General features: G+C 56.3%; 31 protein-coding genes. 14 read left to right on the forward strand and 17 right to left on the reverse strand.

All coding sequences use genetic code 11. The features are described 5' to 3' along the window. Positions 1-58: 58 nt before the first annotated feature. From ACLL9E_RS00385 to ACLL9E_RS00395, 3 genes are all read right to left on the reverse strand, one after another. Entirely contained in the window at positions 59-958 is a 900-nt protein-coding gene (locus tag ACLL9E_RS00385; protein ID WP_411289764.1) for a helix-turn-helix domain-containing protein, read from the reverse strand. 81 nt (positions 959-1039) lie between these two features. Further along, a complete protein-coding gene (glpD, locus tag ACLL9E_RS00390; RefSeq protein ID WP_411289765.1) occupies positions 1040-2590 on the reverse strand; it encodes a glycerol-3-phosphate dehydrogenase in 1551 nt (516 codons plus the stop codon). Beyond that, positions 2575-3648, reverse strand: coding sequence for a YeiH family protein (locus ACLL9E_RS00395; RefSeq protein WP_411289766.1), 1074 nt, complete (start codon positions 3646-3648; stop codon positions 2575-2577). The genes glpD and ACLL9E_RS00395 overlap by 16 nt, the downstream gene beginning before the upstream one ends. 95 nt (positions 3649-3743) lie before the next feature. Between ACLL9E_RS00395 and ACLL9E_RS00400 the strand changes: the two genes are divergently transcribed. Next, the gene (locus tag ACLL9E_RS00400) at positions 3744-4994 is read left to right on the forward strand and encodes an MFS transporter (RefSeq protein WP_411289767.1); all 1251 of its coding nucleotides are present in this window, start codon (positions 3744-3746) and stop codon (positions 4992-4994) included. A gap of 76 nt (positions 4995-5070) precedes the next feature. Here the strand turns inward: ACLL9E_RS00400 and grxD are convergent, their stop codons facing one another. The 7 genes from grxD to leuC all read right to left on the reverse strand — a co-directional run bounded on the left by grxD (position 5071) and on the right by leuC (position 9386). Further along, positions 5071-5397 carry a Grx4 family monothiol glutaredoxin gene (gene grxD, locus ACLL9E_RS00405; RefSeq protein WP_411289768.1) on the reverse strand — a complete coding sequence of 109 codons (327 nt, stop codon included), beginning with the start codon at positions 5395-5397 and terminating at the stop codon, positions 5071-5073. 20 nt (positions 5398-5417) lie between these two features. Next, the gene (locus ACLL9E_RS00410; RefSeq protein WP_411289769.1) at positions 5418-5648 is read right to left on the reverse strand and encodes a BolA family protein; all 231 of its coding nucleotides are present in this window, start codon (positions 5646-5648) and stop codon (positions 5418-5420) included. After that, a complete protein-coding gene (locus ACLL9E_RS00415; protein ID WP_411289770.1) occupies positions 5648-5971 on the reverse strand; it encodes a DUF1476 domain-containing protein in 324 nt (107 codons plus the stop codon). The genes ACLL9E_RS00410 and ACLL9E_RS00415 overlap by 1 nt, the downstream gene beginning before the upstream one ends. Before the next feature lie 66 nt (positions 5972-6037). Then, positions 6038-7033, reverse strand: coding sequence for an NADPH:quinone oxidoreductase family protein (locus ACLL9E_RS00420; protein ID WP_411289771.1), 996 nt, complete (start codon positions 7031-7033; stop codon positions 6038-6040). A 9-nt stretch (positions 7034-7042) separates the two neighbouring features. Beyond that, a complete protein-coding gene (leuD, locus tag ACLL9E_RS00425) occupies positions 7043-7636 on the reverse strand; it encodes a 3-isopropylmalate dehydratase small subunit (RefSeq protein ID WP_411289772.1) in 594 nt (197 codons plus the stop codon). Between the two features lie 3 nt (positions 7637-7639). Further along, positions 7640-7846: an isopropylmalate isomerase gene (locus ACLL9E_RS00430; protein ID WP_411289773.1), complete on the reverse strand. Its 207-nt coding sequence runs from the start codon at positions 7844-7846 to the stop codon at positions 7640-7642. 106 nt (positions 7847-7952) lie between these two features. Then, the gene (gene leuC / locus ACLL9E_RS00435) at positions 7953-9386 is read right to left on the reverse strand and encodes a 3-isopropylmalate dehydratase large subunit (protein WP_411289774.1); all 1434 of its coding nucleotides are present in this window, start codon (positions 9384-9386) and stop codon (positions 7953-7955) included. Between the two features lie 187 nt (positions 9387-9573). Between leuC and ACLL9E_RS00440 the strand changes: the two genes are divergently transcribed. Both ACLL9E_RS00440 and ACLL9E_RS00445 read left to right on the forward strand, forming a co-directional pair. After that, complete coding sequence (locus ACLL9E_RS00440; protein ID WP_411289775.1) at positions 9574-10341, forward strand: fatty acid desaturase; 768 nt, start codon at positions 9574-9576, stop codon at positions 10339-10341. Further along, positions 10338-10835, forward strand: a complete 498-nt coding sequence (locus tag ACLL9E_RS00445) for a sterol desaturase family protein (protein WP_411289776.1) — start codon at positions 10338-10340, stop codon at positions 10833-10835. The genes ACLL9E_RS00440 and ACLL9E_RS00445 overlap by 4 nt, the downstream gene beginning before the upstream one ends. Here ACLL9E_RS00445 and ACLL9E_RS00450 read toward each other — a convergent pair. From ACLL9E_RS00450 to ACLL9E_RS00465, 4 genes are read right to left on the reverse strand one after another with little or no spacing between them, the layout of a single operon-like run. Then, on the reverse strand, positions 10832-11185 hold the full coding sequence (locus tag ACLL9E_RS00450) for a YbaN family protein (protein WP_411289796.1): 354 nt from the start codon (positions 11183-11185) through the stop codon (positions 10832-10834). The two genes, ACLL9E_RS00445 and ACLL9E_RS00450, sit on opposite strands and share 4 nt — an antisense overlap. Further along, on the reverse strand, positions 11185-12612 hold the full coding sequence (locus tag ACLL9E_RS00455) for an NAD-dependent succinate-semialdehyde dehydrogenase (protein ID WP_411289777.1): 1428 nt from the start codon (positions 12610-12612) through the stop codon (positions 11185-11187). The genes ACLL9E_RS00450 and ACLL9E_RS00455 overlap by 1 nt, the downstream gene beginning before the upstream one ends. A gap of 39 nt (positions 12613-12651) precedes the next feature. Then, a complete protein-coding gene (locus ACLL9E_RS00460) occupies positions 12652-13974 on the reverse strand; it encodes an amino acid permease (protein WP_411289778.1) in 1323 nt (440 codons plus the stop codon). 56 nt (positions 13975-14030) lie between these two features. Continuing rightward, positions 14031-14840 carry a universal stress protein gene (locus tag ACLL9E_RS00465; protein WP_411289779.1) on the reverse strand — a complete coding sequence of 270 codons (810 nt, stop codon included), beginning with the start codon at positions 14838-14840 and terminating at the stop codon, positions 14031-14033. A gap of 159 nt (positions 14841-14999) precedes the next feature. On the opposite strand from ACLL9E_RS00465, the gene ACLL9E_RS00470 reads away from it, so the two are divergent. From ACLL9E_RS00470 to ACLL9E_RS00515, 10 genes are read left to right on the forward strand one after another with little or no spacing between them, the layout of a single operon-like run. After that, entirely contained in the window at positions 15000-15536 is a 537-nt protein-coding gene (locus ACLL9E_RS00470) for a GNAT family N-acetyltransferase (protein WP_411289780.1), read from the forward strand. A 60-nt stretch (positions 15537-15596) separates the two neighbouring features. Continuing rightward, a complete protein-coding gene (locus tag ACLL9E_RS00475; RefSeq protein WP_411289781.1) occupies positions 15597-16517 on the forward strand; it encodes an SMP-30/gluconolactonase/LRE family protein in 921 nt (306 codons plus the stop codon). A gap of 32 nt (positions 16518-16549) precedes the next feature. Then, positions 16550-17431 carry a cyanophycinase gene (locus tag ACLL9E_RS00480; RefSeq protein WP_411289782.1) on the forward strand — a complete coding sequence of 294 codons (882 nt, stop codon included), beginning with the start codon at positions 16550-16552 and terminating at the stop codon, positions 17429-17431. After that, a complete protein-coding gene (locus ACLL9E_RS00485; RefSeq protein ID WP_411289783.1) occupies positions 17428-18108 on the forward strand; it encodes an HAD-IA family hydrolase in 681 nt (226 codons plus the stop codon). Before ACLL9E_RS00480 ends, ACLL9E_RS00485 begins: the two co-directional genes overlap by 4 nt. A 39-nt stretch (positions 18109-18147) precedes the next feature. After that, entirely contained in the window at positions 18148-18858 is a 711-nt protein-coding gene (locus ACLL9E_RS00490) for a CoA transferase subunit A (RefSeq protein ID WP_411289784.1), read from the forward strand. Next, positions 18855-19760 (forward strand): 5'-nucleotidase, lipoprotein e(P4) family, encoded by a 906-nt coding sequence (locus ACLL9E_RS00495; protein WP_411289785.1) that lies wholly within the window; start codon positions 18855-18857, stop codon positions 19758-19760. Before ACLL9E_RS00490 ends, ACLL9E_RS00495 begins: the two co-directional genes overlap by 4 nt. Further along, positions 19757-20083 (forward strand): DUF5076 domain-containing protein, encoded by a 327-nt coding sequence (locus ACLL9E_RS00500; RefSeq protein ID WP_411289786.1) that lies wholly within the window; start codon positions 19757-19759, stop codon positions 20081-20083. Before ACLL9E_RS00495 ends, ACLL9E_RS00500 begins: the two co-directional genes overlap by 4 nt. Then, positions 20080-20721 carry a CoA transferase subunit B gene (locus ACLL9E_RS00505; RefSeq protein WP_411289787.1) on the forward strand — a complete coding sequence of 214 codons (642 nt, stop codon included), beginning with the start codon at positions 20080-20082 and terminating at the stop codon, positions 20719-20721. The genes ACLL9E_RS00500 and ACLL9E_RS00505 overlap by 4 nt, the downstream gene beginning before the upstream one ends. An 8-nt stretch (positions 20722-20729) precedes the next feature. Further along, entirely contained in the window at positions 20730-21962 is a 1233-nt protein-coding gene (locus ACLL9E_RS00510) for a serine hydrolase domain-containing protein (RefSeq protein ID WP_411289788.1), read from the forward strand. Positions 21963-22001: 39 nt separating this feature from the next. Further along, entirely contained in the window at positions 22002-22688 is a 687-nt protein-coding gene (locus ACLL9E_RS00515; protein WP_411289789.1) for a glutathione S-transferase family protein, read from the forward strand. Positions 22689-22760: 72 nt separating this feature from the next. On the opposite strand, the gene ACLL9E_RS00520 is transcribed toward ACLL9E_RS00515, so the two are convergent. The 3 genes from ACLL9E_RS00520 to ACLL9E_RS00530 all read right to left on the reverse strand — a co-directional run bounded on the left by ACLL9E_RS00520 (position 22761) and on the right by ACLL9E_RS00530 (position 24314). Next, entirely contained in the window at positions 22761-22943 is a 183-nt protein-coding gene (locus tag ACLL9E_RS00520) for a CsbD family protein (RefSeq protein ID WP_411289790.1), read from the reverse strand. Positions 22944-23043: 100 nt separating this feature from the next. Continuing rightward, positions 23044-23934, reverse strand: coding sequence for a RimK family alpha-L-glutamate ligase (locus tag ACLL9E_RS00525; protein ID WP_411289791.1), 891 nt, complete (start codon positions 23932-23934; stop codon positions 23044-23046). Further along, positions 23901-24314, reverse strand: coding sequence for an EVE domain-containing protein (locus ACLL9E_RS00530; RefSeq protein WP_411289792.1), 414 nt, complete (start codon positions 24312-24314; stop codon positions 23901-23903). The genes ACLL9E_RS00525 and ACLL9E_RS00530 overlap by 34 nt, the downstream gene beginning before the upstream one ends. A 47-nt stretch (positions 24315-24361) precedes the next feature. Between ACLL9E_RS00530 and ACLL9E_RS00535 the strand changes: the two genes are divergently transcribed. Next, positions 24362-25300: an isopenicillin N synthase family dioxygenase gene (locus ACLL9E_RS00535; protein ID WP_411289797.1), complete on the forward strand. Its 939-nt coding sequence runs from the start codon at positions 24362-24364 to the stop codon at positions 25298-25300. Positions 25301-25797 lie beyond the last annotated feature (497 nt).

The following is a 25797-nucleotide window of genomic DNA, read 5'->3' on the forward strand; positions in this document are numbered from 1 at the left end:
ACCCTAATCAGATAAATTTACTCCGATTAGCTGCAGATGGTCCTTTTGGCGGCTGAAATCAAGCGAGAAAGGACTCGATATCGCGGAAATTGTCTTTGTTTAGCCACAAGCGCATGACTTGCGCATCATTGCTATCGAGCGCAGCGGGTGTCCTGCCTGCAAATTGCCGAATTTCGCGGATCATATGGGGCTGATCGTAGAATATGGACTCGACTTGCAATCTTAGCTGGGACGAAGCATTCGGGTCCACCATGATCGTCGCCGCACGTAGCGCCCGATATTTGCGCATCAACTGTTTCGGCGGGCTGCCAAAATATTTTGTGATCAAACGCGCTGTGGTGCTCCGCGACATCGGGACTTGGGAATATAGCTCCTCCACGTCGGGATCAAAGTCGCTCGAGAGCCAGCCAATGACGCTTTGCACCAGATGGATATGCGACGGTGACACCGCTTTCAACCGGAGCAGGAGAAAGTTGGAGACTTCGTCGACCATCTGCGCCAACCGCATTGTTCCTGCGGCATAGCCAGCAATGAAGCTATCCATAAGCGTATTAATTTCCGGACCAAATAAGGTCGATGCGGGCACGGCCCTATCCACATAATGGTTTGCGGGCCTGCCGGTTAAAGCCACAAATCCAAGCGGCGACAGCGCAAATCCCAAATCATGCAACGGGCCATCGATATGAAATTCTGCCGCTCCCAAACCGGGGCCAATGACGGTTGCCTTTTTTACGGCGTCGACATGTCCATCTTGAAACCGCAACGTTCCGGTTCCTTGAAGAAGGAAGATTAAATGCCCGGGCGCTGCTGGCTGGAAGTCGCGCACCTGTTCCTGATCGCACCGAAAAAAGTAAATTTGAGTGACATAGGGCGCCAACGCCGGCGGCGGGACGAATCTGACGACCTCCATCTCGTCTGCGGACAAAGTTGCATCGCGGCTGGCCAGTTGATCTGGCATATTTTGTTCTCCCTTTTCAACGTCATGCATTGACCAACGAAGAGCGTCAAGGCATGCGAACGGTCCTTGGGGTTACAAACGTTACATAGGGGGAGGTTGTTGCAGCAATTCCGTGTCTCGAACCCGCAATTTTGCCGCAATATAAGTTTCGAGATTATCGACTTCTGCATCGGCAAACCGCAGACCAAGCTTGCTGCGCCGCCATAATATATCCTGCGCCGTCTGGGCCCATTCATGGTCAATCAGATAGTCAACCTCTGCGGCATACAGCCCGTGTCCCAAATCCGCGCCAAGGTCATCCAGACTGCGCGCGGTCGCAAGCAGATCCTTTACCCGCGTTCCATAACTACGCACCCATCGGTGAACCAGAGTGTGCGACAAAAATGGATGTTCCTGAAGGATTTGATCAGCGAGGGCGGGCGCGCCGTTCATCGGAAAATCCCCACCCGGCAGCGGCTGGGTCAAGGTCCAGCTTGGTCCCTTCAACTGAGGCAGATAATCCGCCAGCTTTTGCACCGCACTTTCCGCAAGATGACGGTAGGTGGTAATTTTGCCGCCGAAAACGGAGAGGATTGGTGCAGTTTCATGCGGCCCGAATTCCATTTCGAAGTGATAGCCACGCGATGCGGTCTCGGGCTTGCCTGAACCATCGTCGACCAGGGGACGAACGCCAGCAAAGCTGTAAACGACGTCATCTGGGGTGATGGGCTGTTTGAAATAGGCTGCAGCCGATGCGCAAATATAGTCGATTTCTTCCGGCGTGGCGGTAATGTTGTCGAGCGAACCCTTATGATCGGCGTCGGTTGTACCGATAAGGGTAAAATCATCCTCATAAGGGATCGCGAAGAATATCCGCCCGTCAGGATTTTGGCAAAAATAGGCTTGCGGCGAATCAAACATCTTGCGCACGACAATGTGCGATCCCCGCACCAGGCGGATTGTTTCACCAGTCCTGCGATCATGCCCCGTGGTCCGCGCCAGCAAATCGAGCACGGCTGGCCCCGCTGCATTGGCAACTGCGCGCGCCATAACGGGTTGATGTCCGGCAATTTCGATATGCCATAATCCGTCGCGCCGTTCGAGATGCGTGACCTCGCAACGGGTGCGGATATCTGCTCCGTGCTCGGCAGCATCCAGCGCGTTGAGGACAACGAGGCGCGCGTCATCAACCCAGCAGTCCGAATATTCAAAAGCCTTCTCAAATTCCGGACGCAGCGGCTTTCCCGCTTCTTCGGTTTTCAAATTGACCGTGCGCGTGGCAGGCAGCAATTTTCGTCCACCGATATGATCATAAAGGAAAAGTCCGAGCCGAACGAGCCATGCCGGACGAATGCCCTTTTGATGCGGCAGGATGAAACGCAGCGGCCAGATTATATGCGGGGCGATCCTCCACAAGCGTTCACGCTCGATCAGCGATTCGCGCACCAGGCCAAATTCGTAATGTTCAAGGTAGCGGAGGCCGCCGTGAATAAGCTTGGTCGATGCCGATGAAGTGCCCCGCGCGAGATCGCCGCGTTCAAGAAGCACAACCTTCGCGCCCCTGCCAGCGGCGTCGCGCGCAATGCCTGCGCCGTTCACACCGCCGCCAATCACCGCAAGGTCGTAAACTTCCCCCGTCATAGAAAGGCCCATGCAAAAGCTGCTGATGCTACAAAAGCAGTAAATGTCGCCAGCATGACCGGCAAGAGCGCTTGCCAACCCTGGCTTAGCAGCAGATCAAGCCGCGAGCGCATGGCGGTGGCCGTAACCGCAACCAGCAACATCGCCTTGGATGCAAGAAGCCCATATTCTGCAACCCAATTTGGCGCATCCACAACCGAGTTGATAGCAACAGCGGCGAAAAACGCGAGGATGAACCAAGGCAGTTTCAGCCGTGAAGCAAGGCTTTTGGACCGCCCGTCGACTGAGCCTATGGCAAGCCCGATGAGCGCCACAGCAGGCGCAAGCAGCGCCACGCGCGACAACTTTACGATGGTTGCGGTTTCACCTGCCGACTGCGAAAAGCTATACCCACCGCCCAGCGCCTGCGCGACATCATGGACGGCTGCCCCCATCAGGAATCCAGCTTGTTTATCCGTAAAATGTAGTTGAGCAGCAATGAGCGGATAAAAGGACATCGCTACCGCACTGGCCAGTGCAACGCCCACAAGCGTGAGCGTGAATTGCGATTGGTTCAGGCGCTCGCGTCCGATCACGGCATAAATGGCCAAAGCCGCGGACGCGCCGCATATGGCTGTGGCGCCGCCTGCAATCCAGCCTGCATAATTGCTTTGTCCGCCCAAACGTGCACCCAATAAGCCTGCGCCCATGACCAGCGACATGATGCCGATTAGCCCCAAAAAGGCAAGCGCGCCAAGTCCGCCGATTTGCATCGCCGTCACTTGTGTGCCCAACAGGACTATGCCCCAACGCAGGCACGCCGTTCCGCAAAAATCGAGGCCGGGATGTACTTTTTGTTCAGCCGACACGAAATTCAGCGCAAGACCAAGCAGTAAACCTGCCAGAATGACAGGCATGCCATAATGCTCGGAGAACCATGTGGCTGCGACCGCCGCGATACCGACAACAGCAAATCCCGGAAACAGCGCGCGGAGCAACAACCTTTTACGGGGTGCAGGATTGTCCTCGGCGAGATAAGTTTCACCATAGAGGTCAGCGATGTAGGTCGCGTTTATGTCTTGCGGTGTCATATGGCCTTCTATAGGCAGATGTGCAACGAGTTCCAGTATAAATCGGAGCGGGCGACCGGCCAAGCGGATAGCATGTTGCAAAGGGGTGAAGCGAAATGAAACCGATCACGCCGACGCTGCGCTGGATTTTATTTGGGCTGCTGTGTGTCGCCGGGATCTTCAACGCTATGGACCGGCCGGTCATTGCGATTTTAAAGCCGGACATGTCGGCGGATCTTGGCTGGAGCGATACGGATTTCGCCAATCTTGCTTTCGTCACTCAAGTCGCAGCAGCTTTATCATTTCTGTTTACCGGATGGCTTGTCGACAAAATTGGCGTGCTGCGTTCCATGATCACCGGGGTGACGACGTGGAGCCTTGCAGCGATGGCACATGGCTGGGCGATCGCTGGTTGGCACGTCGTTGCCGCGCGCATCGGCCTTGGCGCGACAGAGGCGGTGCAGACGCCGTTGACCATCAAAACCGTCGCAACCCTGTTTCCGCCGGACAAGCGGTCTTACGCGTTCGGCGTAGGTACTGCGATTGCCGGGCTTGGCACGATTACCATGCCGTTTTTCATACCTGTAATCGCGGCGATCTGGGGATGGCGCGGCGCGCTGATTTTTGGAGGTATCGGTGGTTTTATTACGCTGGCGCTTTGGCTTTGGTTCGCGCGCGGGGTGAAATTTGATGATGAGGCGGAGGATGCAAATCGGGACTTTTCCGATGACGGCGCGCCATATGGCCCGATCTTGCGCGAGCGGCGGACGTGGGCAATTGTCATTGCAAAGGCCCTTTCAGACGCGACATGGTGGCTGATCAATTTTTGGCTGCCTGACTTTTACCGCAAGGAATTTGGTCTGACCACGAGCGAGCTTGCGGTGCCGCTGGCGCTCGCGTTTTTCGGGTCAGGGGCAGGTGCGCTGTTCGCAGGTTGGCTATCGACCCGCCTTTTGGAAGCGGGATGGAGCGTCAACCGCGTCCGCAAGACGATCATGCTGGGGTCGGCAGCGATCGTGGTACCATTGCCGTTCGTGCTCACACTTGACTCATTCTGGCCAGTGGCGATCATGATGGGTGTTGTGATGGCGGGACATCAGGGCTTTTCCCTGTCGATATTTTCAATCATCACCGACGTCGTGCCACGTGCGAAGGTTGGACGCGTGACCGCTTTTGGCGCATTCATGGGCAATATGGGCGGTGCGTTGATCCAGCTGGTGACTGGCGCGGTCCTTGCGGCTGGCCTTGGCTTTACGCCCTTGTTCATATTCGCTGCGGCTTCTTATCTGCTGGCTTTGGGCTGGCTGCACCTGATGCTGCCAAATATTCAAAGGGCAGAAACCGCTCCGCTTCCCACCGAAGCGTAGGGCACCTTAAGCTGTCGGCAGACCTTCATGAGAAAGACATGTGTCGCCCCCATTAAGGTCACGCCGAGGGCTCGTGTTACTTGGGTTTGGCCAAGCCTTCGGTTTCGACCAAGGTCTGCAATTCACCCGCATCATACATTTCCATCATGATGTCCGATCCGCCAAGAAACTCGCCTTTGACATAAAGCTGCGGGATAGTCGGCCAATCGCTGTAATCCTTGATTCCGGCGCGGATTTCCATGTCCTGCAATACATCGACGCTTTCATAGGCAACGCCCAGATGATCGAGAATGGCAATCGCCTTGCTGGAAAATCCGCATTGTGGAAACAGCGGGCTTCCCTTCATGAAAAGCACAACGTCGTTGCCCTTGACGATCTCTTCGATCCGTTCGTTAACACTCATGTCTCATACTCCAATAAATTCTAAGGGATCGCTGTCGTCAACTGCAACGCATGCAATACGCCGCCCATACGTCCACCCAGCGCGTCATACACGGCTTTATGCTGCTTTACCCGCGGCATTCCCCGGAAGCTTTCGCTGACAACGCGCGCCGCATAATGGTTGCCGTCGCCTGCAAGGTCCGTAATATCCACCAGCGCATCGGGCAGCGCAGCCTTGATCATAGCTTCTATTTCGTTGGCTTGCATCGCCATTATGCAGGCTCGATGAACTGACGGCGGGCTTCGACCATTTTGTCTTCAAGCGCCGCGCGGATCATTGCGTCGTCTGCTTCAACACCAGCCGACGTCAAATCGCCGAGCAATTTACGTACAACGTCCTCATCGCCGGCCTCTTCAAAGTCGGCCTGAACCACCGAGGTAGCATAAGCAGTCGTCTCTTCGGGCGTAAGGCCCATTTTCTCTGCCGCCCACTGTCCAACCAGCTTGTTCCGGCGGGCAGTTATTTTAAACTGAAGCTCCGCGTCATGCGCGAACTTGTTTTCAAATGCGCCCTCGCGTTTGTCAAAAGTTGTCATCGTGCCGTTCCTGTGTCCTGTATGTCAAAGATAATGCCTGTCTGTCTGATCAACAAGGCTGTGAAGTCAAATGCGCACGACCAGCTTGCCAACAGCTGCCCGGTCACCAAGACGTGCAATGGCTGTACCGGCGTTGGCAAGATCGAATGTTTCTGAAATCCGTGGCTTGATTTTGCCCGCTGCGTAGAGGTCAAACAACTCGGCAACATTGGCATGGTTGCGTTGTGGCGTACGCGCGGCAAAGGCGCCCCAGAATACGCCACACACGTCGCAGCTTTTCAGCAAGGTGAGATTGAGCGGCAACTTGGCTATACCTGCAGGGAAGCCAACGACGAGAAATTTGCCTTCCCAGGCAATCGAGCGCACGGCAGGTTCACTATAATCGCCGCCAACGGTGTCATAAATGATGTTGAACCCGTCCCTGCCAGCTGCCGCCTTGAACATTTCGGCTACTGCTTTGGATTGGTCCTTGTCGAACGGCTGATGCGGATAAACGACGACTTCGTCAGCGCCAGCTTCGCGAGCGATTGCTGCCTTTGCGTCGCTCGAAACGCCCGCGACAACACGTCCCCCATAGGCCTTGGCAAGTTCGATTGCCGAAATGCCGATGCCGCCCGCGCCTCCAAGGACAAGCACATTGTCGCCCGATTTCATGTGACCGCGATCCTTCAGCGCATGAATCGACGTGCCATAGGTCATGAGCAAAGACGCGCCATCCTCAAACGACATCGCGTCGGGCATTTTAAAGCAATTGAACGCGGCAACCGCCACTTTTTCGGTCAACCCACCATTGCCACACAGCCCGATTACGCGGTCGCCAACTGCAAATCCGCTGACACCATCACCGATGGCTTCTACGACGCCAGCGATCTCGCCGCCGGGCGCAAAGGGGCGTTCGGGCTTGAACTGATACAGGTCGACAATCATCAGCGTATCAGGGAAGTTTATTGAGCATGCCTTTACCGCAACAACAACCTGGCCGGGGCCAGCGACGGGTTCAGGCAACTCGCCCATGACAAGGGTTTCGGGGCCACCACTTGCTGTTGATAATAAGGCGCGCATTTTACTCTCCTAAATCCGGTTGGGCGTTAGCCAAGGCTGGCTCGCCGATAATTTTTGCTCATGGGCTGAAATTGCATCGCTGCTTTTCAATGTGAGCCCGATTTCGTCGACTCCGTTCATCAGGCAGTGCTTGCGAAATGGGTCGATTTCAAACTCGAAGCGATCCTGAAATGACGTCGTTACGGTCTGTGTTTCAAGATCGATGTGAATGGCGTCGGTCTGCGCCACTTCCATCAGCCGATCGATAGCTTCCTGCGGCAATACTATTGCAAGCAGCCCGTTCTTAAATGCATTCCCCGAAAATATGTCCGAAAAGCTTGGGGCAATGACCGCCGATATGCCCAGATCAGCCATCGCCCATGCGGCATGTTCACGGCTGGATCCGCAGCCGAAATTCGCGCCCGCGATCAATATGGGCGCACCTGCGAAACTGGGATCATCAAAGACATTGCCGGGAACTGCGCGAAGTGATTCAAATGCACCTTTTCCAAGGCCAGATCGGCTGATCGTTTTGAGCCAGACCGCGGGAATGATGATGTCGGTGTCAACATTCTTCAGCCCCAGCGGATAAGCCCTGCCGTTGACGCTGCTAATCGCCTGCATCAATCAATCCGTATCTGTTTTTGGCTGCTTGTCCGAAGCCGGCTCAATTTCAGGTTCAGGGGACAAAGGTTCAAGCTTGCCCTTTTTCTGCGTGAGACTGCGCCGCCCGGCATATAATAATGCGGCCATGAGCGCTGCTGAGCCTACCGCTGCCCCGACCTTTGCCGTGGCCGACCATTTGGCATCATCATCGGATTTTTTATCGGTCATCTCTCTCTTCCTTGTTGGACTAAGCCTTAGCTTTGGCTTCAGTCACAAGTAAAGAAAATAGCTAATCATGCACAGCCAAACTTCCGGCAAAATCTGGTGCTACCGCTTAATATATCAGTTCGCGGACATCGGTCAGTCTACCGGTGACCGCTGCTGCTGCTGCCATGGCTGGACTAACAAGATGCGTCCGCGCGCCCGGCCCCTGCCGCCCAACGAAATTGCGGTTACTGGTGGACGCGCAGCGTTCTCCGGCAGGCACTTTATCGGGGTTCATGCCAAGGCAGGCCGAGCAACCGGGCTCGCGCCATTCCAGACCGGCGTCGATAAAAATGCGGTCAAGACCTTCTGCCTCGGCCTGACGTTTCACGAGGCCACTTCCCGGCACAACGATTGCCCATTTGACGTTAGCCGCTTTTTTGCGGCCTTTCAGAACAGCCGCCGCCGCGCGCAGATCCTCAATCCGGCTGTTGGTGCAACTGCCGATGAAGATATTCTGAACCTCAATCTCAGTCATTATTGTGCCGGGAGTTAGCCCCATATATTCCAACGACTTTCTGGCCGCGTCCTGTTTCGACGGATCGGCAAATGCCGATGGGTCGGGAACGACGCCCGTAATCGGCAATACGTCCTCTGGGCTCGTACCCCAAGTGACGCTTGGCGCGATGTCAGCGGCATTGATGGTTACGACCTTGTCATAAATTGCCCCGGCATCAGTCGCGAGCGACCGCCAATAGGCCACTGCTTGGTCCCACTGCGCACCCTTTGGTGCCATGGGTCGCCCTTTGAGATAGGCGAAAGTGGTGTCATCAGGCGCGACGAGACCAGCGCGTGCACCATGCTCAATCGCCATGTTAGAAATTGTGAGCCGACCCTCGATACTTAAGGCGCGAATAACTGAACCGGTATATTCAATGACATGCCCGGTGCCGCCCGCCGCGCCAAGGACCCCGGTGATGTGGAGGACGACGTCTTTTGCTGAAACGCCAGGGCCAAGCGACCCTTCGACGCGCGCTTCCATCGACTTGGAACGTGTAAGCTGAAGCGTTTGCGTCGCAAGAACATGCTCGACCTCGGATGTGCCGATACCGAACGCCAACGCACCGAGCCCGCCGTGGCAGGCCGTATGGCTATCACCGCAGACAATTGTGGTTCCGGGTAACGAGAAGCCTTGTTCGGGCCCGACGACATGGACAATCCCCTGATTGATGTCCGTAGCATCGATATAAGCGATACCAAATTCAGGTGCGTTGCGTTCGAGCGCTTCCAATTGCTGGGCGCTTTCGGGGTCTGCAATTGGGATATGCTGGCCTTGGCCATCGAGCCGCGCGGTCGTTGGCAGATTATGATCGGGCACCGCCAGCGTGAGATCAGGACGCCGCACGCTGCGACCTGCAGCCCGAAGCCCTTCAAACGCTTGCGGACTTGTGACTTCGTGCACCAGGTGCCGGTCAATGAAGATCAGGCTGGTTCCATCATCACGCGTTTCCACGACATGCGCATTCCAGATTTTTTCGTATAGAGTTTGAGGCTTCAACGACATAATGTATCGCCGGTGCCTTGGTTTGACTCGAAATGCAAGTGGGGGCGGTTTCAGCGTATACCGCCGAAAAGATTTCCACTAGGCACAGTAACTGTATTTACCGCGCGTGGAACCTAGACCTTACTATATCCTTTTACCCATATTGGCTGCATCTATCTTTATGGCCATACGTAGCTAAGTTTCTGAAATGCCCATATCGGCCCGAACCTCTTCTCCGTCCAGTGACGCAACAATCGGCCTGACATTTGCCGGGCTGATGTTTGGCGTGTGGATCGGTGTTCACATCTGGGCGATGTTCTTTTTTACGATCCGCTTGGCCAATTGGCCTTTGGTGGCCGCGGTAATCGCCTTGCAATGCTGGCTTTCGGTAGGGATGTTCATTGTCGCGCATGACGCGATGCATGGCTCGCTCGCGCCTGGTTGGCATCGGACCAATGCGGCAATCGGCAAAATCACTTTGTTTCTATATGCTGGTTTTGGCTGGCGACGGATGCGCGATGCGCATTTCGCGCATCACCGCCATGTCGGCAGCGCCGATGACCCGGATTTCAATGCCGAAGACAGCCGCTCATTTTGGCCGTGGTATACATTGTTTCTAAAGCGTTATTTCGGGTTGCAGTCAGTTGCATTCATTTCGACGGTCGTAATCGGCTATTACTTTGTCCTGAACGTCCCGTTGCAGAATATCACGTTGCTTTATGCCGTCCCGGCGATCGCTTCGTCGCTTCAACTCTTCTTTTTTGGCACGTATCTGCCGCACCGGCATGACGATTCAGGATTTTCCGATAAGCACAATGCACGCACGAATGATTTCGGCGCTATCGCGTCGCTGTTCAGTTGCTTCCATTTCGGCTATCATCACGAACATCATCTTGCGCCAGGCACCCCGTGGTGGGCACTGCCCCAGGCGCACAGGGAATATCGGCGTAATTTAACACGGGACGTTACCAAGTGAGTGTTTTTGAAAAAATTGCGATTGTTGTTGCGGTTGTCGCCGTGATGGAATTTGTCGCTTGGGCAAGCCACAAATATATCATGCATGGCTGGGGCTGGGACTGGCATCGCGATCATCATGAGCCCCATGACAATGTGCTGGAAAAGAATGACTTGTTCGGAATTGTCGGCGCGGCGGCTGCGATCATTATGTTTACAGTCGGCTATTATTATTCGCTTCCACTATGGTGGGCTGCAGTGGGTGTCACGGTATATGGTATAATTTATACCTTCATCCACGACGGTCTGGTGCATCAGCGTTTTTTCCGCTGGGTACCCAAACGCGGTTATGCCAAACGCCTGGTACAGGCACATAAATTACATCACGCGACGGTTGGTAAAGAGGGCGGCGTTAGCTTTGGGTTTGTATTGGCGCGCGACCCTGTCAAGTTGAAGGCCGATCTGAAAAGGCAGCGCGAGGCTGGGACCGCCATTGTGCGCGACGCTGCAATCTAGTCTTCAGGTTTACGCCAAATCCAGCTTAACGACACAAGGGCAACGCCAAGCGGCACCAGCGCCCAAGGCAAAGCCATGACTGCAAGACTGATGGCGATACTAACGCCAAAAGCAATGGTCGCTGACCATTTCGCGCGTCTGCTGATCACACCTTTTTCGCGCCAAGCCACCAGATGATGGCCAAAGCGCGGATGGTTCATCAGCCTTGCTTCAAGCGCCGGGCTACTCCGCGCAAAACAGAAGGCGGCCAGTATCATAAACGGCACCGTAGGTAGCAAAGGCAGAAAAATGCCAATGGTGCCAAGCGCCACCGACAAAAGACCGGCGCTCAGATAAAGCTGGCGCTTTATCAATATTGATGAACCGCTTTGGTGGTATAATAGCCTTCAAGGCCCTCTGGACCACCTTCGCTGCCGAAGCCCGATTCCTTTACCCCGCCAAAGGGTGCGTCAGGCATGGAAATCACAAAGCTGTTGAGGCCAACCATGCCCGTCTCAAGCGCATCCGCAACGAGATTTGCCTGTCGCGCGTTTTCGGTGAAAGCATAAGCTGCAAGGCCGAACGGCAGGCGGTTGGCTTGTTCTATGGCTTCGTCAAAGGTTTTGAACGGCCGCATCAAAGCGACGGGACCAAAGGGTTCATCATCCATGACTTTTGCCGACATCGGCACATCCGCAAGAACGGTGGGCGCAAAGAAAAAGCCCTTGTCGCCGCGCGACCCGCCAGCAAGTAATTTCGCGCCCTTTGACGTCGCGTCGTCGACCAAATCAGCAATCGCCGATGGCCGCCGCCCGTTGGCTAACGGACCCATCACGGTAGCGGCGTCGAGCCCGTTGCCGACTTGGACCTTTTTTGTATGTTCGGCAAAGCCCGCCACAAAGCGGTCATAGACGCCTTCCTGCACGTAGAAGCGCGTTGGCGAAATACATACTTGGCCAGCATTACGGAACTTCGTCGTCGCTGACAAAGTGATAGCTTTTTCAAGATCGCAATCGTCGAAAATCAGGACTGGCGCATGGCCACCCAATTCCATGGTCGTGCGCTTCACGCCATCTGCGGCCAGCTTGAGCAAATGCTTGCCAACCGGCACCGACCCAGTGAAGCTGACCTTGCGGATGATGGGCGACGCAATCAGGTGGCGGCTGACCATATCAGGCACGCCGTAAACAAGTTGCGCGACATTGCCCGGAACACCGCCGTCAATGACGCACTGCATGATCGCGCTGGTGCTTGCTGGCGTTTCTTCGGGTGGCTTGGCGATGATCGAGCATCCTGCCGCAAGCGCAGCCGCCATTTTCTTGCACATCAGGTTCACAGGGAAGTTCCACGGCGAAAACGCAGCGACTGGCCCAACGGGTTGTTTCAGCACGAGTGCCCGCTGCCCCGTTGGCCGGACAAGAACGCGGCCGTAGCTGCGTTTGGCCTCTTCACAGAAATAATCGAACTGCGCGGCGCATGACAGCACCTCGGTGCGCGCTTCCGCGAGCGGCTTGCCCTGTTCGGTGGTCAGCAAAACCGCAATGCTCTCGGCGCGTTCGCGAATGAGGTCAGCGACCTTGTGCAAAATGGCGGCACGAGCATTAACGTCGACTGCGCGCCAATAAGCAAAGCCTTTTGCGGTCGCCGCCAACGCTTCGTCAAGGTCGGCAGCATTCGCCAATGGCAGTTCCGCCAATGTCTCGCCGGTTGCCGGGTTGATGACCGCATGGGTGTCGCGGCCTTCGCCAGTGCGCCAGCTGCCATCGATATAAAGGCCCAAGTCCGTAGTATAGCTCATCGGTTTTCCTGCAATGTTCATTTGTCCTGCATGTAGGCATCAGGCCGCAGCTTTGGAACCCCTAGTAAGCCGCAACAGCCAGAAAACCGGAAGGCCGAAGAGAAGCAAAGCAAGGCCCCAAAGCAAAGCTTCTTGCCCAGCGCCATATATTGTCCAGCAGGAATATAACGCGGCGAAGAAGAGTATGACCTTAAATCCGATACCTGCTTTCAATTCGCCTGTGGAGATAAGCCGGACGGCGGCCGCGGCGCATCCGAAGTACATCACGAGCACGATGGCGGTGGTGAGCAATATCAGGAATTCGAACATTGAAGCCATGGACCGGCTGCTGTTCATCAGAATGACGACGGTCAAAAGGCTGGTGGTGAACAGATGCGCATTACGCGGCGTTCCATTTGCGGCGGATTTCCCCATAAATGCGGGAAACAGGCCATCGCGCGCAAGGGCGGCGGGCAATTCGGCCTGACACATGATCCACCCGTTTAAGGCACCCAGCGCGCTGATTGCCCCGATGGCGGCGATGGCAGTGCCTGCATTGGCACCTGCATAAATGTTCACAAAATCTGCAAATGGCGCAGCTGAGGCGCTGGTGATCGCCACCGGCAGCATCAGGACGACCGCAGAGCAAACGAGGATATATATGCCGCCCGCCCCTGCGGTCCCGAATAATGTGGCGCGGTTGATGGTCTTTTCCGGGTCCTGCACCTTGTCGGCAGGGACAGTAGCAAGCTCAAGGCCAAGCATCGCCCATAAGGTCAAGATCGTAGCCGTCGAAATGCTGGCGGTTGAAATATCCGCGGCTTCAAAATTCCGAACAACCACAGTGCCTTGCGTCGCCAGCACATAAGCCGCAAGACCAATAACGGCGACAAGGGGAAGCAGCTTTGCAATCGTCCAAACGACCTGAACCTGTCCTGCCAATTTTGTCCCGCGCATGTTGATCAACGTGAACGCCCAGACGATGGAAATGGTAATGGCGGCGGATACGCCTTGGGTGCCAACCACGGGGAATAACTGGCTAAGATAGCTGACGGCTGCGGTGGCAATGGCCGCGTTGCCCACCCACATCGAAATCCAATACGCCCAGGCAATGGCAAAACCCGCGCCATCGCCAAAGGCCGCGCGCGTGTAGGCATAAGGCCCGCCAGCCTTGGGCAGCGCTTTGCTCAACGCGCCGAAGACCGAAGCCACGCACAGCGCGCCGGAAATCGTGATGAGCCAGCCAATGACCGAATTCCAACCCAAGGGCGCGAGGCTTGCAGGCAGCAGGAATACCCCGGACCCGATCATGCTGCCCATGACCAAAGCGAGCGCCATCCAGAACCCCATGGGGCGGCTGGTTACGGCTGTTTCTGGTTCCATTGTTTCCTCGATCCCATGCAAACTTGCATGGAACAGGGGTAAAAGCCAATCTTTGTTTAATGCGCCAACAACACTGGTATGCCCAATTCGCCCAGCATGAACTTGGTCACGCCGCCGAACAATGTCTCGCGCCACCGGCCATGGCTATAGGCCCCCATTACGAGAAGATCGGGTCGCCATGCATTCGCCTCAGCGAGCAGCCTTTCCTCGACGCTTTGGTCACCCTTGGCGGCGACGGCGATTTCCGCATTAATCCCGTGGCGCGATAAATAGGACGCGACATCGGTCACAGGAAATTCTTCCGGTAGCGTTTCAACCTCGGATATGCGGACCTGCGTCGCCGCCATTAGCATAGGCAGTGCTGCACGTACGGCGTTGGCGGCTTCGAAACCGCCATCATATGCGATCATCACGCGGTCAAAAGATATCTGTTTGCACGAGGCGGGGATTGCAAGCACTGGGGTGCGCGACCCGGTCACAACATCACTGACCCATGTCCGGGCTATTCCAGGCGCGCCTGCTTCATCGAGCGACATGATCAATATATCTGCAAGCCGGCCGGCATTGATCAACGCGTCCGAGGTCGTGCCGTCGAACAATTGCCAGTCCCAAGGCACATCCTCCGCCTTCAAGCGCTCATCGATACGCGCGCACAATTTGGCACGTTCTTTTTCGGCCGCGTCAAATGCTTCGGCAATGAAATGCGCGCCGCCAAACATGTCGAACGCCACATAATCCTGCGTTGGCCGTGGCAATATCAATGACATATGTCCATCGAAGCGTCGGGCAAGATCGAGCCCTGCCTGCATCCGGCTTTCGAACGCAGAATCGCTGCCTGCATGTACCATGATCGACTTCATCGTCATTTCCTTCGCCATTGGCCGGGATAGGATAAGCCGGACTCCTGCGACTCGGTATACGCGCTTGAACGTGAAAGTTCTTGATCAACATCAATTACCGGCAAAATGCTTTCCAATCAGAGCATATTATGTCAGCCAATTGGCATGGGTGACACGGAGCAGGGCATGACTGATTTTACGGTGCGGAATGCCTGCCGGGCGGACGCCGCAGCGATTGCCCGCATCTATGCGCATCATGTCCGAAATGGTACGGCCAGCTTCGACACCGCGCCGCGCAGTACGGCGCAAACCGAAGAAAAGATTGCAGACATTTTGGGGAAGCAATGGCCTTTCCTTGTGGCTGAGCGCGGCGGAGCGATTTTGGGCTATGCTTATGCGACGTCTTTTCGCGACAGGCCAGCATACGGCTTCACCTGCGAAAACTCGATCTATGTCGATGCGGATCATGTCGGGCAGGGCGTTGGTGCTGCGCTTTTGCGCGCCTTGATGACGCACGCGACCGAATGCGGCTTTCGTCAAATGATTGCAGTGATTGGCGGCGGAGAGCCTGCGTCCATGGCATTACACAGCAAGATGGGCTTCACAATATCCGGCCGAATGCGCTGCGTCGGTCGCAAATTTGGTCGCTGGCTTGACACCGTCTACATGCAGGCAGAACTAGGTGAGGGAGACCGCTCGGCACCCGAGCAGGAACCCGCCTGACTGCGCATTTGGATTCACAATAAAACGCGCGGCAAACGACCGCATAAGGGAGAGTATGTTATGGTTGAATTTGAACTGGTCGCCGATGGTCTGCGTTTTCCTGAAGGACCCGTCGTCATGCCTGATGGCAGCATCATACTTGTGGAGATTGCCGACGGCCAAATCACCCGCGTGCAACCCGATGGCAGCAAAAAGGTCATCGCCCGGCCGGGTGGCGGGCCAAATGGCTTGGCAATCGGCCCTGATGGCAAGCTGTATTGCTGCAATAATGGCGGGTTTGCATATATGGAAGCCAATGGTTTTCTCGCGCCGCACGGTATTGCGCAGGATTATTCGGGCGGCCGGATCGAGCGCATCGACATCGAAACGGGCGAAATTGAGATACTCTACAAATCGGGTGACTTCGGATGCAGCTTGCGGGGTCCGAATGACATTGTGTTCGACGCGCATGGCGGCTTCTGGTTCACAGACCATGGCAAGATCGACTATGCCAAGCGCAGCCATGATGTTGTCGGCATATTCTACGCCAAAGCCGACGGCAGCCATTTGGAAGAAGTGATCTTCCCGTCGAACAACCCGAATGGCGTTGGCCTCTCGCCCGATGGCAACACCTTATACGCCGCCGAAACCTACACCTGCCGCTTGATGAAGTTCAACATCACTGCGCCCGGCAAGGTGGCCGCAGATGCTGGCCCCGGCGGTCCGGGTATTCCGGTCTACCGGCCGGCGGGATATAAATTTTTCGACAGCCTCGGCATGGAGGCAAATGGCAATATCTGCGTCGCCACGATCGGCGAATGCGGCATCAGCGTCATTTCGCCCGAAGGAGAGCTGGTCGAATTTGTCGCCACCGATGACATCTTCACCACCAATATCGCTTTTGGCGGTGACGATATGCGGGACGCCTATATCTGCCTGTCGGGCAGCGGGCGTCTCGTCAAAACCCGATGGGCGCGGCCGGGGCTTAAGCTGCAATATTGATGCGGCTTCTGAGCCTTCTTTTGGCGCTGCTGGTGAGCGCCCCTGTATGTGGGCAGGGAACGCTCGTCATCGTCGGCGGCGGGCTTTCGCCGGACAATGCCGAGATATACAGGGCATTCATCGATGGCGCGAAGGGAGGAAAAATCGCAATTATCCCGTCCGCGTCCGGTGAGCCGCGCGCTGCGCTTGACGCCTTCGTCACCAATTTGGTCCGGCATGGCGTTGACCGTAGCCGGATATTTGGGGTTGAACTCGCCGAAGCTGATGATCCCGCAACCACCCTCGACGAAGCAACATGGGCAGGTAATGCTGACGCCGCCGCCGAGATTGCAAAGATCCAAATGGCTACGGGCATCTGGTTTACAGGTGGCGATCAGGCGCGCACTTCGCGTCTATTGCGGCCAAACGGGAAATCCACGCTTATGTTTACAGCGATACAGCGTCGGCTTTCTTCTGGAGCGGTAGTCGGTGGCAGCAGTGCCGGCGCGGCGATCATGGGAAGTGCTATGATCGCGTGCGGCAGCGCTTATGGTGCCATGGAAGACCCTATTAGCTTTAACATTAGCGATTGTATGTCCGCAGCGACCGATGCCGAGCCACTTGTGTTGGCCCAAGGCTTAGGCTTTCTGCCGCGGTATTTTGTTGACCAGCACTTTGCGCAGCGTGCCCGATTGCCGCGTCTTGTTCGTGCGGTTGCATGTGACGGCTCCGCCGGCGTCGGCATTGATGAGGACACGGCATTGATTGTCGACCGCAACAATTGGAGCGCCAAAGTCATCGGGAGGGGCAATATTGTCATCGTCAATCGCCTCAAGCTCGGCGACTGCGCAAGCGGACGCAGCCTGCCGATTGCCCTCAGATATTATGCGCCGGGAGACAGGATCAAAAACGTCATGAAAGTTAGCGTAAAATGACGGTTTCGGCGGCCACGGCTGACTATTGCGCCGTTATCTTTGATTTCGGCGGTGTGATCACGTCTTCGCCATTTGAGGCCTTTAACCGCATGGAGGTGAAGCGCGGCCTGCCAAAAGATTTTGTCCGCACCGTAAACACCCACAATCCTGATAATAATGCATGGGCGAAATTCGAAAGGGCCGAATGCAGCGCGGCGGACTTTGACGCTTTGTTCGCTGCCGAAGCGCGCGCGCTGGGACATGAATTGGACGGTGCATCTGTCATCGCATGCCTTGCAGGGGACATCCGTTCTGAAATGGTAGCCGCGCTTGACCATCTTAAATCGCGCGGCTTTGCGCTCGGGTGCATCACCAACAATGTGCCGTCGGGCAAAGGCGCTGGCATGGCGGTGAGCGATGAAAAGGCGGCCGCAATTTCGGCGATCATGGACAGGTTCGACCATGTCCTTGAATCGAGCAAGGTCGGCGTGCGCAAACCCGATCCACGCATTTATCAGATGATGTGTGCGGCATTATCGGTCGAACCGTCACGTTGTATCTATCTGGATGATCTGGGTATTAATTGCAAACCGGCTGCCGCCATGGGAATGGCCGCGATCAAGGTGCAAAACGGCGCGCAAGCTTTAAACGATTTGGGCGCGCTATTGGCGTTGACGTTCCCGCCAGTTGGCGTCTAGGCGAAGGCGATTCCGTCTCTCCCCACATTGGAGCACTTCATGGCGAAAAAACTCTTCCCCGACGCAAATGCGGCGCTCGACGGCTTGCTAAAGAACGACATGTTGATTGCAAGCGGCGGTTTTGGCCTGTGCGGCCTGCCCGAAAGATTGCTTGATGCCGTGCGCGACAGCGGGGTCACTGGCCTGACATTTGTGTCGAACAACGCAGGCATCGATAATGAAGGCATTGGCAAGCTGTTGCGTACCAAGCAAGTCCGCAAGATGATCTCCTCTTATGTGGGCGAGAACAAAGAGTTTGAGCGGCAATATCTGGCGGGAGAACTCGAAGTCGAATTTTGTCCGCAAGGCACGCTTGCCGAACGCATGCGCGCTGGCGGGGCGGGCATTCCAGGTTTCTATACCAAAACGGGTGTTGGCACTTTGGTCGCCGAGGGCAAGGAAGTGAAGGATTTCGCCGGCGAGGAGTATATCCTTGAACGCGGCATCTTTGCGGACCTTTCGATCATCAAGGCATGGAAAGCCGATGAAAGCGGCAACCTTGTCTTCCGCAAGACCGCGCGCAACTTCAACCTGCCAGCGGCCACATGTGGCAAGATATGTGTGGTCGAGGTTGAGGAAGTGGTGCCCGTCGGTAGCCTTGACCCCGACTGCATCCACCTGCCCGGCGTTTACGTGCAGCGCATGATCATCGGCGCACCCTACGACAAAAAGATCGAGTTCCGTACGGTGCGCGAACGGGAAGTTGCATGATGCGACATGTTGCGTTTAGCTTGGCCGCACTCTGTCTGGCTGGATGTGCAACGCAAGGGCAACAAGGCGCCGCACCAGCATTGAGCAAGGACGCGCTCGCCACGCAAGTGGGAGAAAAACCGACACCGACTTCGCCGCCAACGGGGCAGCAGTGGCTTTACGGGTCGGCTGAGGGGAGCGTAGCTTCCACTCAGGTCTATAAGGCCATGGCGCAATATGTGCGTGCCAAGGCGCTCAACCGCTCCATCAAATCACAAGCCGTGCTGTCCGAAGGCTCTACTCCGGACGTACCCCGGTTTGAAAGCTGCGGGACTAAGCCACTGGCGGCCGTCTTCGACGCGGATGAAACGCTGATCTGGAATGTCGGTGCCATGCGGTACATGGCTGAACAAGGGAAAGATTTCGACCCGGCCATTTGGAACGAATGGGAAAAAAGCGGCGCTGGCAAGGCGCTGGCCATGCCCGGCGCGGTCGAGGCATTGAAGACGATGCGCGATGTGGGCGTGACCATTATCGCCAACACCAACCGCACAGCCGCAAATGCGACTGGCACGCAAGACGCGCTGCGCTTGGCTGGCCTCGGCGAATTTAAGCATAAAGAGACGCTGTACCTGATGGGCGACGATGCCACTGGCTCAAGCAAGGATGGACGGCGTGCCGCTATCGCCGCCAAATATTGCGTCATTGCGTTGGCAGGGGATCAGCTCGGCGACTTTGCCCAAGCGTTCAATGCCAAGGGGCTAAGCGTTGCGGAGCGCCGGAAGCTGGCTAATAATCCTGCCATCGCTGATGTCTGGGGCAATGGCTGGTTCCTGTTTTCCAACCCGGTCTACGGCCCGTCGATCCGTGGCGGCTATGACGAAATTTTCACCCCTCAAGGCAAATGGGAGCCAGCGAAATGACCGATAAGCCCGTCCCGATTGACCTGGTCTCTTACACCGACATGCTCGGCGACAGCCGGGAATTCTTGCGCGTGTGGGCGAAAGAAGGTGGCCCGGTGACCTGTTTCATTAACCCTGTGCCCGTTGGCGGCGATCCGATGGGCTATGGCATTGCTTTGGTTGACTGCATTCGCCACGGCGCCAGGACCTGGGCGCGTGCCACCGGCATATCGGAGGCCGAAGCCCTCGCGCGGATTTGGGAAGGGGTGGATGCCGAGCGCGCGAACCCCACGGATTTGCCGACCAAACACCCCACAACAGATGAAGATGGATTGATACATTGAGCTGGACCCGTGACGATATGGCCGCCCGCGCGGCGAAAGAATTGCGCGACGGATATTATGTGAACCTTGGCATTGGCATCCCGACATTGGTCGCAAATCACATTCCGCCGGGTGTTGAAGTAACGCTTCAGTCCGAAAACGGCATGCTGGGTATCGGGCCTTTTCCCCTTGCCGGAGAAGAGGACGCTGACCTCATCAATGCAGGCAAGCAGACGATTAGCGAATTGCCGCAGACCGCCTATTTCGACAGCGCTGCCAGCTTTGCAATGATCCGCGGCGGGCATATTGACCTGACCGTCCTGGGTGCGATGGAAGTTGCCGAAAATGGCGACATCGCCAACTGGATGATCCCGGGCAAGATGATCAAGGGCATGGGCGGGGCGATGGACCTTGTCGCTGGCGTAAAGAAGATCATCGTGGTGATGGAGCATAATGCCAAGGACGGGTCGCCGAAATTCATTCCGGCGTGCACATTGCCGCTTACCGGCAGGAATGTCGTTGATATGATCATTACTGATCTTGCCGTGTTTCAGCGGCCCGATAAAGCGTCGCCGTTCAAGCTCATCGAAGTTGCCCCGGGCGTTTCCGTAGGTGACGTCAAAGCGAAAACGACGGCGCAATTTGAGGTTGCGGTCTGATCGACGACATGCGGCGGACTTTCCTTGCCCTGATCGCAGTCGCACTTTTGGGGCTGGTGAGTTGGTATGGCCTGCACTCGGCACCTGACAATTCCCAGGTCGCCGCCGTGCTCCGCAAATTCACTAAGTCGGACGTCAATTTACCCGACCAGCCGGAAGAATGGCGCGGACGGATTGATTATCCCAAGCTTGACGCGCAATTTGCCGCAATGGCCCAGCGTTCCGAAATGGCGGGCCTTGCGGTTGCCATCGTCGAAGATGGCGAGCTGCGTTTCGTGCGCAGCTATGGCGTTGTTGACCGGAACACCAATGTCCCGGTGACACTCAATACCGTGTTCCGTTGGGCGTCGGTGTCAAAAACAGTCGCTGGCACCATGGCTGCGGTTTTGTCCAACGAAGGTTTTGTCGATCTGGAACGGCCCGTCGCGCGCTGGAACACATCACTGCGATTGCCTGAGGGTGCTGAAAAGCGCCTGAGCTTTGAGCAATTGCTTTCGCAGCAGACTGGCCTCACCAAAAACGCCTTTGACGAAAAGCTTGAGGAGGGCGGTGACCCCCAAACGCTGCGCCTAAGTCTTGCGACGGCCCCACTGCAATGCCAGCCCGGTTCGTGCCACAGCTACCAGAATATCGCTTTTGATACAGCGAGCGAGATATTAACCCAAGCGGCCAAAAGACCGTATCCCAATGCGGTTATTGAACGACTGTTTTTGCCGTTGGGCATGAAGAGCGCGAATTTCGGCATGGCCGGATTAACTGGTGCAAAGGACTGGGCCCGCCCCCACAATGGTCGGCAGGTGCGCACGCTGAAGGAGAGCTATTGGCGCGTTCCGGCGGCGGCGGGTGTTGAAAGCAATATTGTCGATTTTGCCCGTTGGCTTCAGGCGACCATGGGCGCGCGGCCCGACGTGTTGCCTGAATCGGTACTGCGGATTGCGCAGTCGCCGCGCGTGAACACCGCCCGGATCTATGGCGGCGAATTGCGGCAGGCCAATTCGGATGCCAAATATGGCCTTGGCTGGCGCAGTTTCGATTATGAAGGACGCAGGCTCATTGGCCACTCCGGCGCGGTCGACGGCTATCGCGCGACGTTGATCTTTGACCCCGCCACCCGCACCGGCGTTGTCGCGATGTGGAACAGCAATTGGGGCACGCCATTCCGCATTCCGTTCGCCGTACTCGACAGCTACAATCAACGTGTGGACTCGCGCTGGTTGGAATTGGACAATCAAAACCGTTAGGCAGACGCGATCTGCGCGCAACTCGAAAGGCCAGTCGACATGACCTACACGCTGATTACCGCAAACCGCAATTATTCGAGCTGGAGCTTGCGGCCGTGGGTGTTGATGACGATGCTTGGCATTCCGTTTGATGACCAGATTGAACCATTTGCCGCCAGCAGCAATTACGATGCCTTCCGCGCTTTTTCGCCTACGGGTCAAGTGCCCGTTCTGCTGGATGGTGCGCGGACAATTTGGGACTCGCTTGGCATTGTTCTGTATCTGGCCGACCGGCACGAAGGGGTGTGGCCAACTGACCCCGCCGCGCGCGCATGGGCGCAATGCGCGGTCACCGAAATGCATGGCGGCTTTTCGGCCTTGCGCAACGACTGTACGATGAATGTCGGGGTAAGGGTTAAGCCCAAGCCCATGTCTGCCGCATTGGAGCGTGATGTAGCGCGTTTGACTGAATTATGGGAGCAAGGGCTCGGCAGCTTTGGCGGACCGTTTCTTGCCGGGCCGCAATTTACTGCGGTCGATGCGTTTTTCGCGCCAGTTGTCTTTCGGGTGCGCACGTATGACCTGGATGTCGGCCATGCCGGGAAAGAATGGGTGCATAATATGCTTGGCTTGACCGCGATGCTTGGGTGGGAAAAGGACGCTTTAATGGAAAGCTGGCGTGAAGCTGGTCATGAGGCCGAATTGCGCGATTGCGGTGACGTCATTGCGGACTACCGGCAGGCATAATCATCCCGGGCACAAAAAAGGCCGCCCGGGGGGCGACCTCATTTGGTGTTTCATGTCGAAAGGTGCGGCGAATTAAACCTTGTCGCCGACGATACCCTTCAACTTGCCCTTGAGATTTTGGCCTTCGCCCTTGCGCTCTTGCGCGACGCCTTCATTCTTGAGGCTATGGTTATCAGTAGCGTCGCCCGCAGCTTGCTTGGCGTTGCCTGCGATTTCATTGCCCAGGCCTTTGGCCTTGTCTATAAATTCGCCCATAAAGCACATCCTTTCTGCGTAAGTCGGCCTCGCGGGAGTTGCGGGCCGATACGTGAAGTAAACTGGTGCAAAGCGTCATTGGTTCCAGTCATGTGCGCGGTTAGACTGCAGAAAGTAACGCTTTGGCAAAGGCGGCGCCTTGATCAGGAGCAAATCGTAAAAAGAGCGAGGGTTCGATCAACTCCAATTCCATCAGCCGGAAAATGCCGGTCCCATCGCGCAGGAGATCGACTCGCGCATAAGCCAATGTTCCGGTATCCGTAATTGCGGCGGTGGCCGTCAGCGCGCGCTCTGCCAGCGCAAGCGCTTCGGCAGGGGCAATAATGGCCTGTTCAGTGCCGCCATATTGTTCCTGCACGCGAAAATCGCCTGCTGCTGGACGCTTGATAATGGAATGGCTGAATATCCCGCCAAAATAAAACAGCGAATATTCGCCCTCTTGTGCGATATTCGGAAGATAAGGTTGGATCATCATCCGGTGCCCGGCGACCGCATCAGGAACAGCATCGCCGTGCGAAAGCCGATAGGTTCCGTCTGCGCCGCCCGAAATGGGTGGCTTGATGACCAGCATCGCGGTGTTGAACGCCGCGCAGGCATCACCAAGTGCCGCCTGATCAAGTGCTGGGCTTACAATTGTCGGAACCGAGGGAATTCCTGCGGCGTCAAGCTCGGCAAGATAGGCCTTGTCGCTGTTCCATCGCAGGACGCTGACCGGATTGCGCACGGGCAGTCCCTCTGCCTCCAATCGGTCAAGTAAGGCGAACCAGCGCGGGCAGTCGCGCGGATAGCCCCAGGCAAGCAACGGCGTGATGACGTCAAACCCGCTCAGGTCGTCGGCTTTGGTCCAGTCGATAAAGCGCGCTTGAGCGCCCAGCAGCCGGGCATAGTCTGCCTTTATGTGCGACCAGTTTTCTTCATATTCGGGAACAGGCGCTAGAATCGCAACGCGTGGCATCGTCATTCGCCGGCCATCTTCAATATCTCTTTCCATTCGGCTGGGCGAACCGGCGCAACCGACAAACGCGACTGCCGCAGCATTTCCATCTCGGCCAGTTTCGGGTTGGCCTTGATCGCTTTCAACGTCACTGGTTGCTTCAATTTGCGCGACGGTTTGACTTTCACCGCAACGAAACGCGCCTTTTCATCGGTCGGATCGATGAAATATTCTTGGCTGATGGTCATGATTGCGACGATCTCGAGCCCGATATTGCTATGATAGAAGAACGCTTCGTCGCCCAGCTTCATGCTGCGTAAGTTGATCGCCGCACTATGGTTGCGCACGCCATCCCAACGCCCTTCACCTTCGGCCACCAGATCATCATAGCTGTAAACGTCAGGCTCGGACTTCATTAGCCAATATTGTTTCGCCACATGTAACTCCTTTTCGCTGGCATGCCTTTAAGGCAGGCACTATTGCGCTGTCCATGACACAAATGCCCGTTATCTCACTCAGCAGCGACGACGCCGATGCCCTTGGCCAGCAGCTTGGCAACTCATTCCAAACTTATGGTTTTGCAACCGTGGTCGACCATGGACTTGATCCTGCGCTTGTGGCGAAAGCCTGGTCGCTAACCAAGGAACTGTTCGAACAGTCCGAATCGCAGAAGATGAAGGGGTTCAATACCGCGCTTGCCGGACAGCGGGGCTACACGCCGTTCAAGACCGAGATCGCAAAGGGCGCAGACTTTCACGATCTGAAGGAATTCTGGCATGTCGGCCGGGATGTCGCCGCCGATAGCCCGCTTGCGGGATCGATGCTGCCCAACATCTGGCCCGACTTGCCTGAGTTTAAAGAGACGTTCCAGTTGCTCTTTGCCGAAATGGATAAAGTCGGTGCGCGGATATTGTCATCGATTGCGCGATATCTGGATTTACCCGCGCACTGGTTTGATCCGGCCATCGAGGATGGGAACTCCATCTTGCGGCTATTGCACTACCCGCCAATCGCCGGCGATGCCGAAGGCTGCATCAGGGCAGGGGCACATGAAGACATAAACCTCATCACGCTTCTGCTGGGCGCTGAGGAGGCAGGGTTGCAGATCCTGCGGCCCGATGGCAGCTGGATGGACGTGTCGCCGCCTTCAGGGGGGCTGGCAGTCAATGTGGGTGATATGTTGCAGCGCGTGACGAACCATATGCTGCCGTCGACGACTCATCGTGTGGTGAACCCGACAGGGGAGCGCTCGCGCTTTAGCCGTTATTCGATGCCGTTCTTCTTGCATCTGCGATCGGACTTTCCAATCGCGACCTTGCCCCAATGCATTAGTGCGGAGCAGCCCAATCGTTATCCCGAGCCAATCCTTGCCGATGATTATCTGCGCGAGCGGCTCATCGAGATCGGTTTGCTCAAAGCCTAAACTATTGTCTGGCGCCGCGGACGTGCGGCGCCAGATGGCTGTCGCGCATTATGCGAGAGCCCACCCGACGCGAGGCGGTACTGCTGCCGATGTGCCGCCTGAGCTGCACCAGCCCTTCATTCCTGCTTATTGATTAGTGACCAGATGAGGCACCGCAATGCCTGTTGGCCGGATTCGGTGGTTCCATGAGTCGCAGCAAACGACTCTCTACAACCATTTTGGACGTTCCCGTCCCGAGTCTGGGTGCGTGAATCACGTAAAGACGACGATTTTCGGCAGATCGGGAACGCTGTGCGGCAAGTGACGTTATTTCAGACAGTCGAGCTTGCACCTGCGAAATGCGGCTAAAACCCTGAATTTCCGCGGGGTCTCACCACAACTGCATTTTTTTTGTAATAAAATTGCAAATGGCTGTTGACCGAATCCCGAAGTCGCTTTAGAGGCCCTCTCACCGGACGGGAAGCAAGCGTTTCCGCGGTTCGGTCGCCAACAAATAG

The organism is Sphingorhabdus sp., from assembly GCF_046596595.1.
In the GTDB taxonomy this organism is placed as follows: domain Bacteria; phylum Pseudomonadota; class Alphaproteobacteria; order Sphingomonadales; family Sphingomonadaceae; genus Sphingorhabdus_B.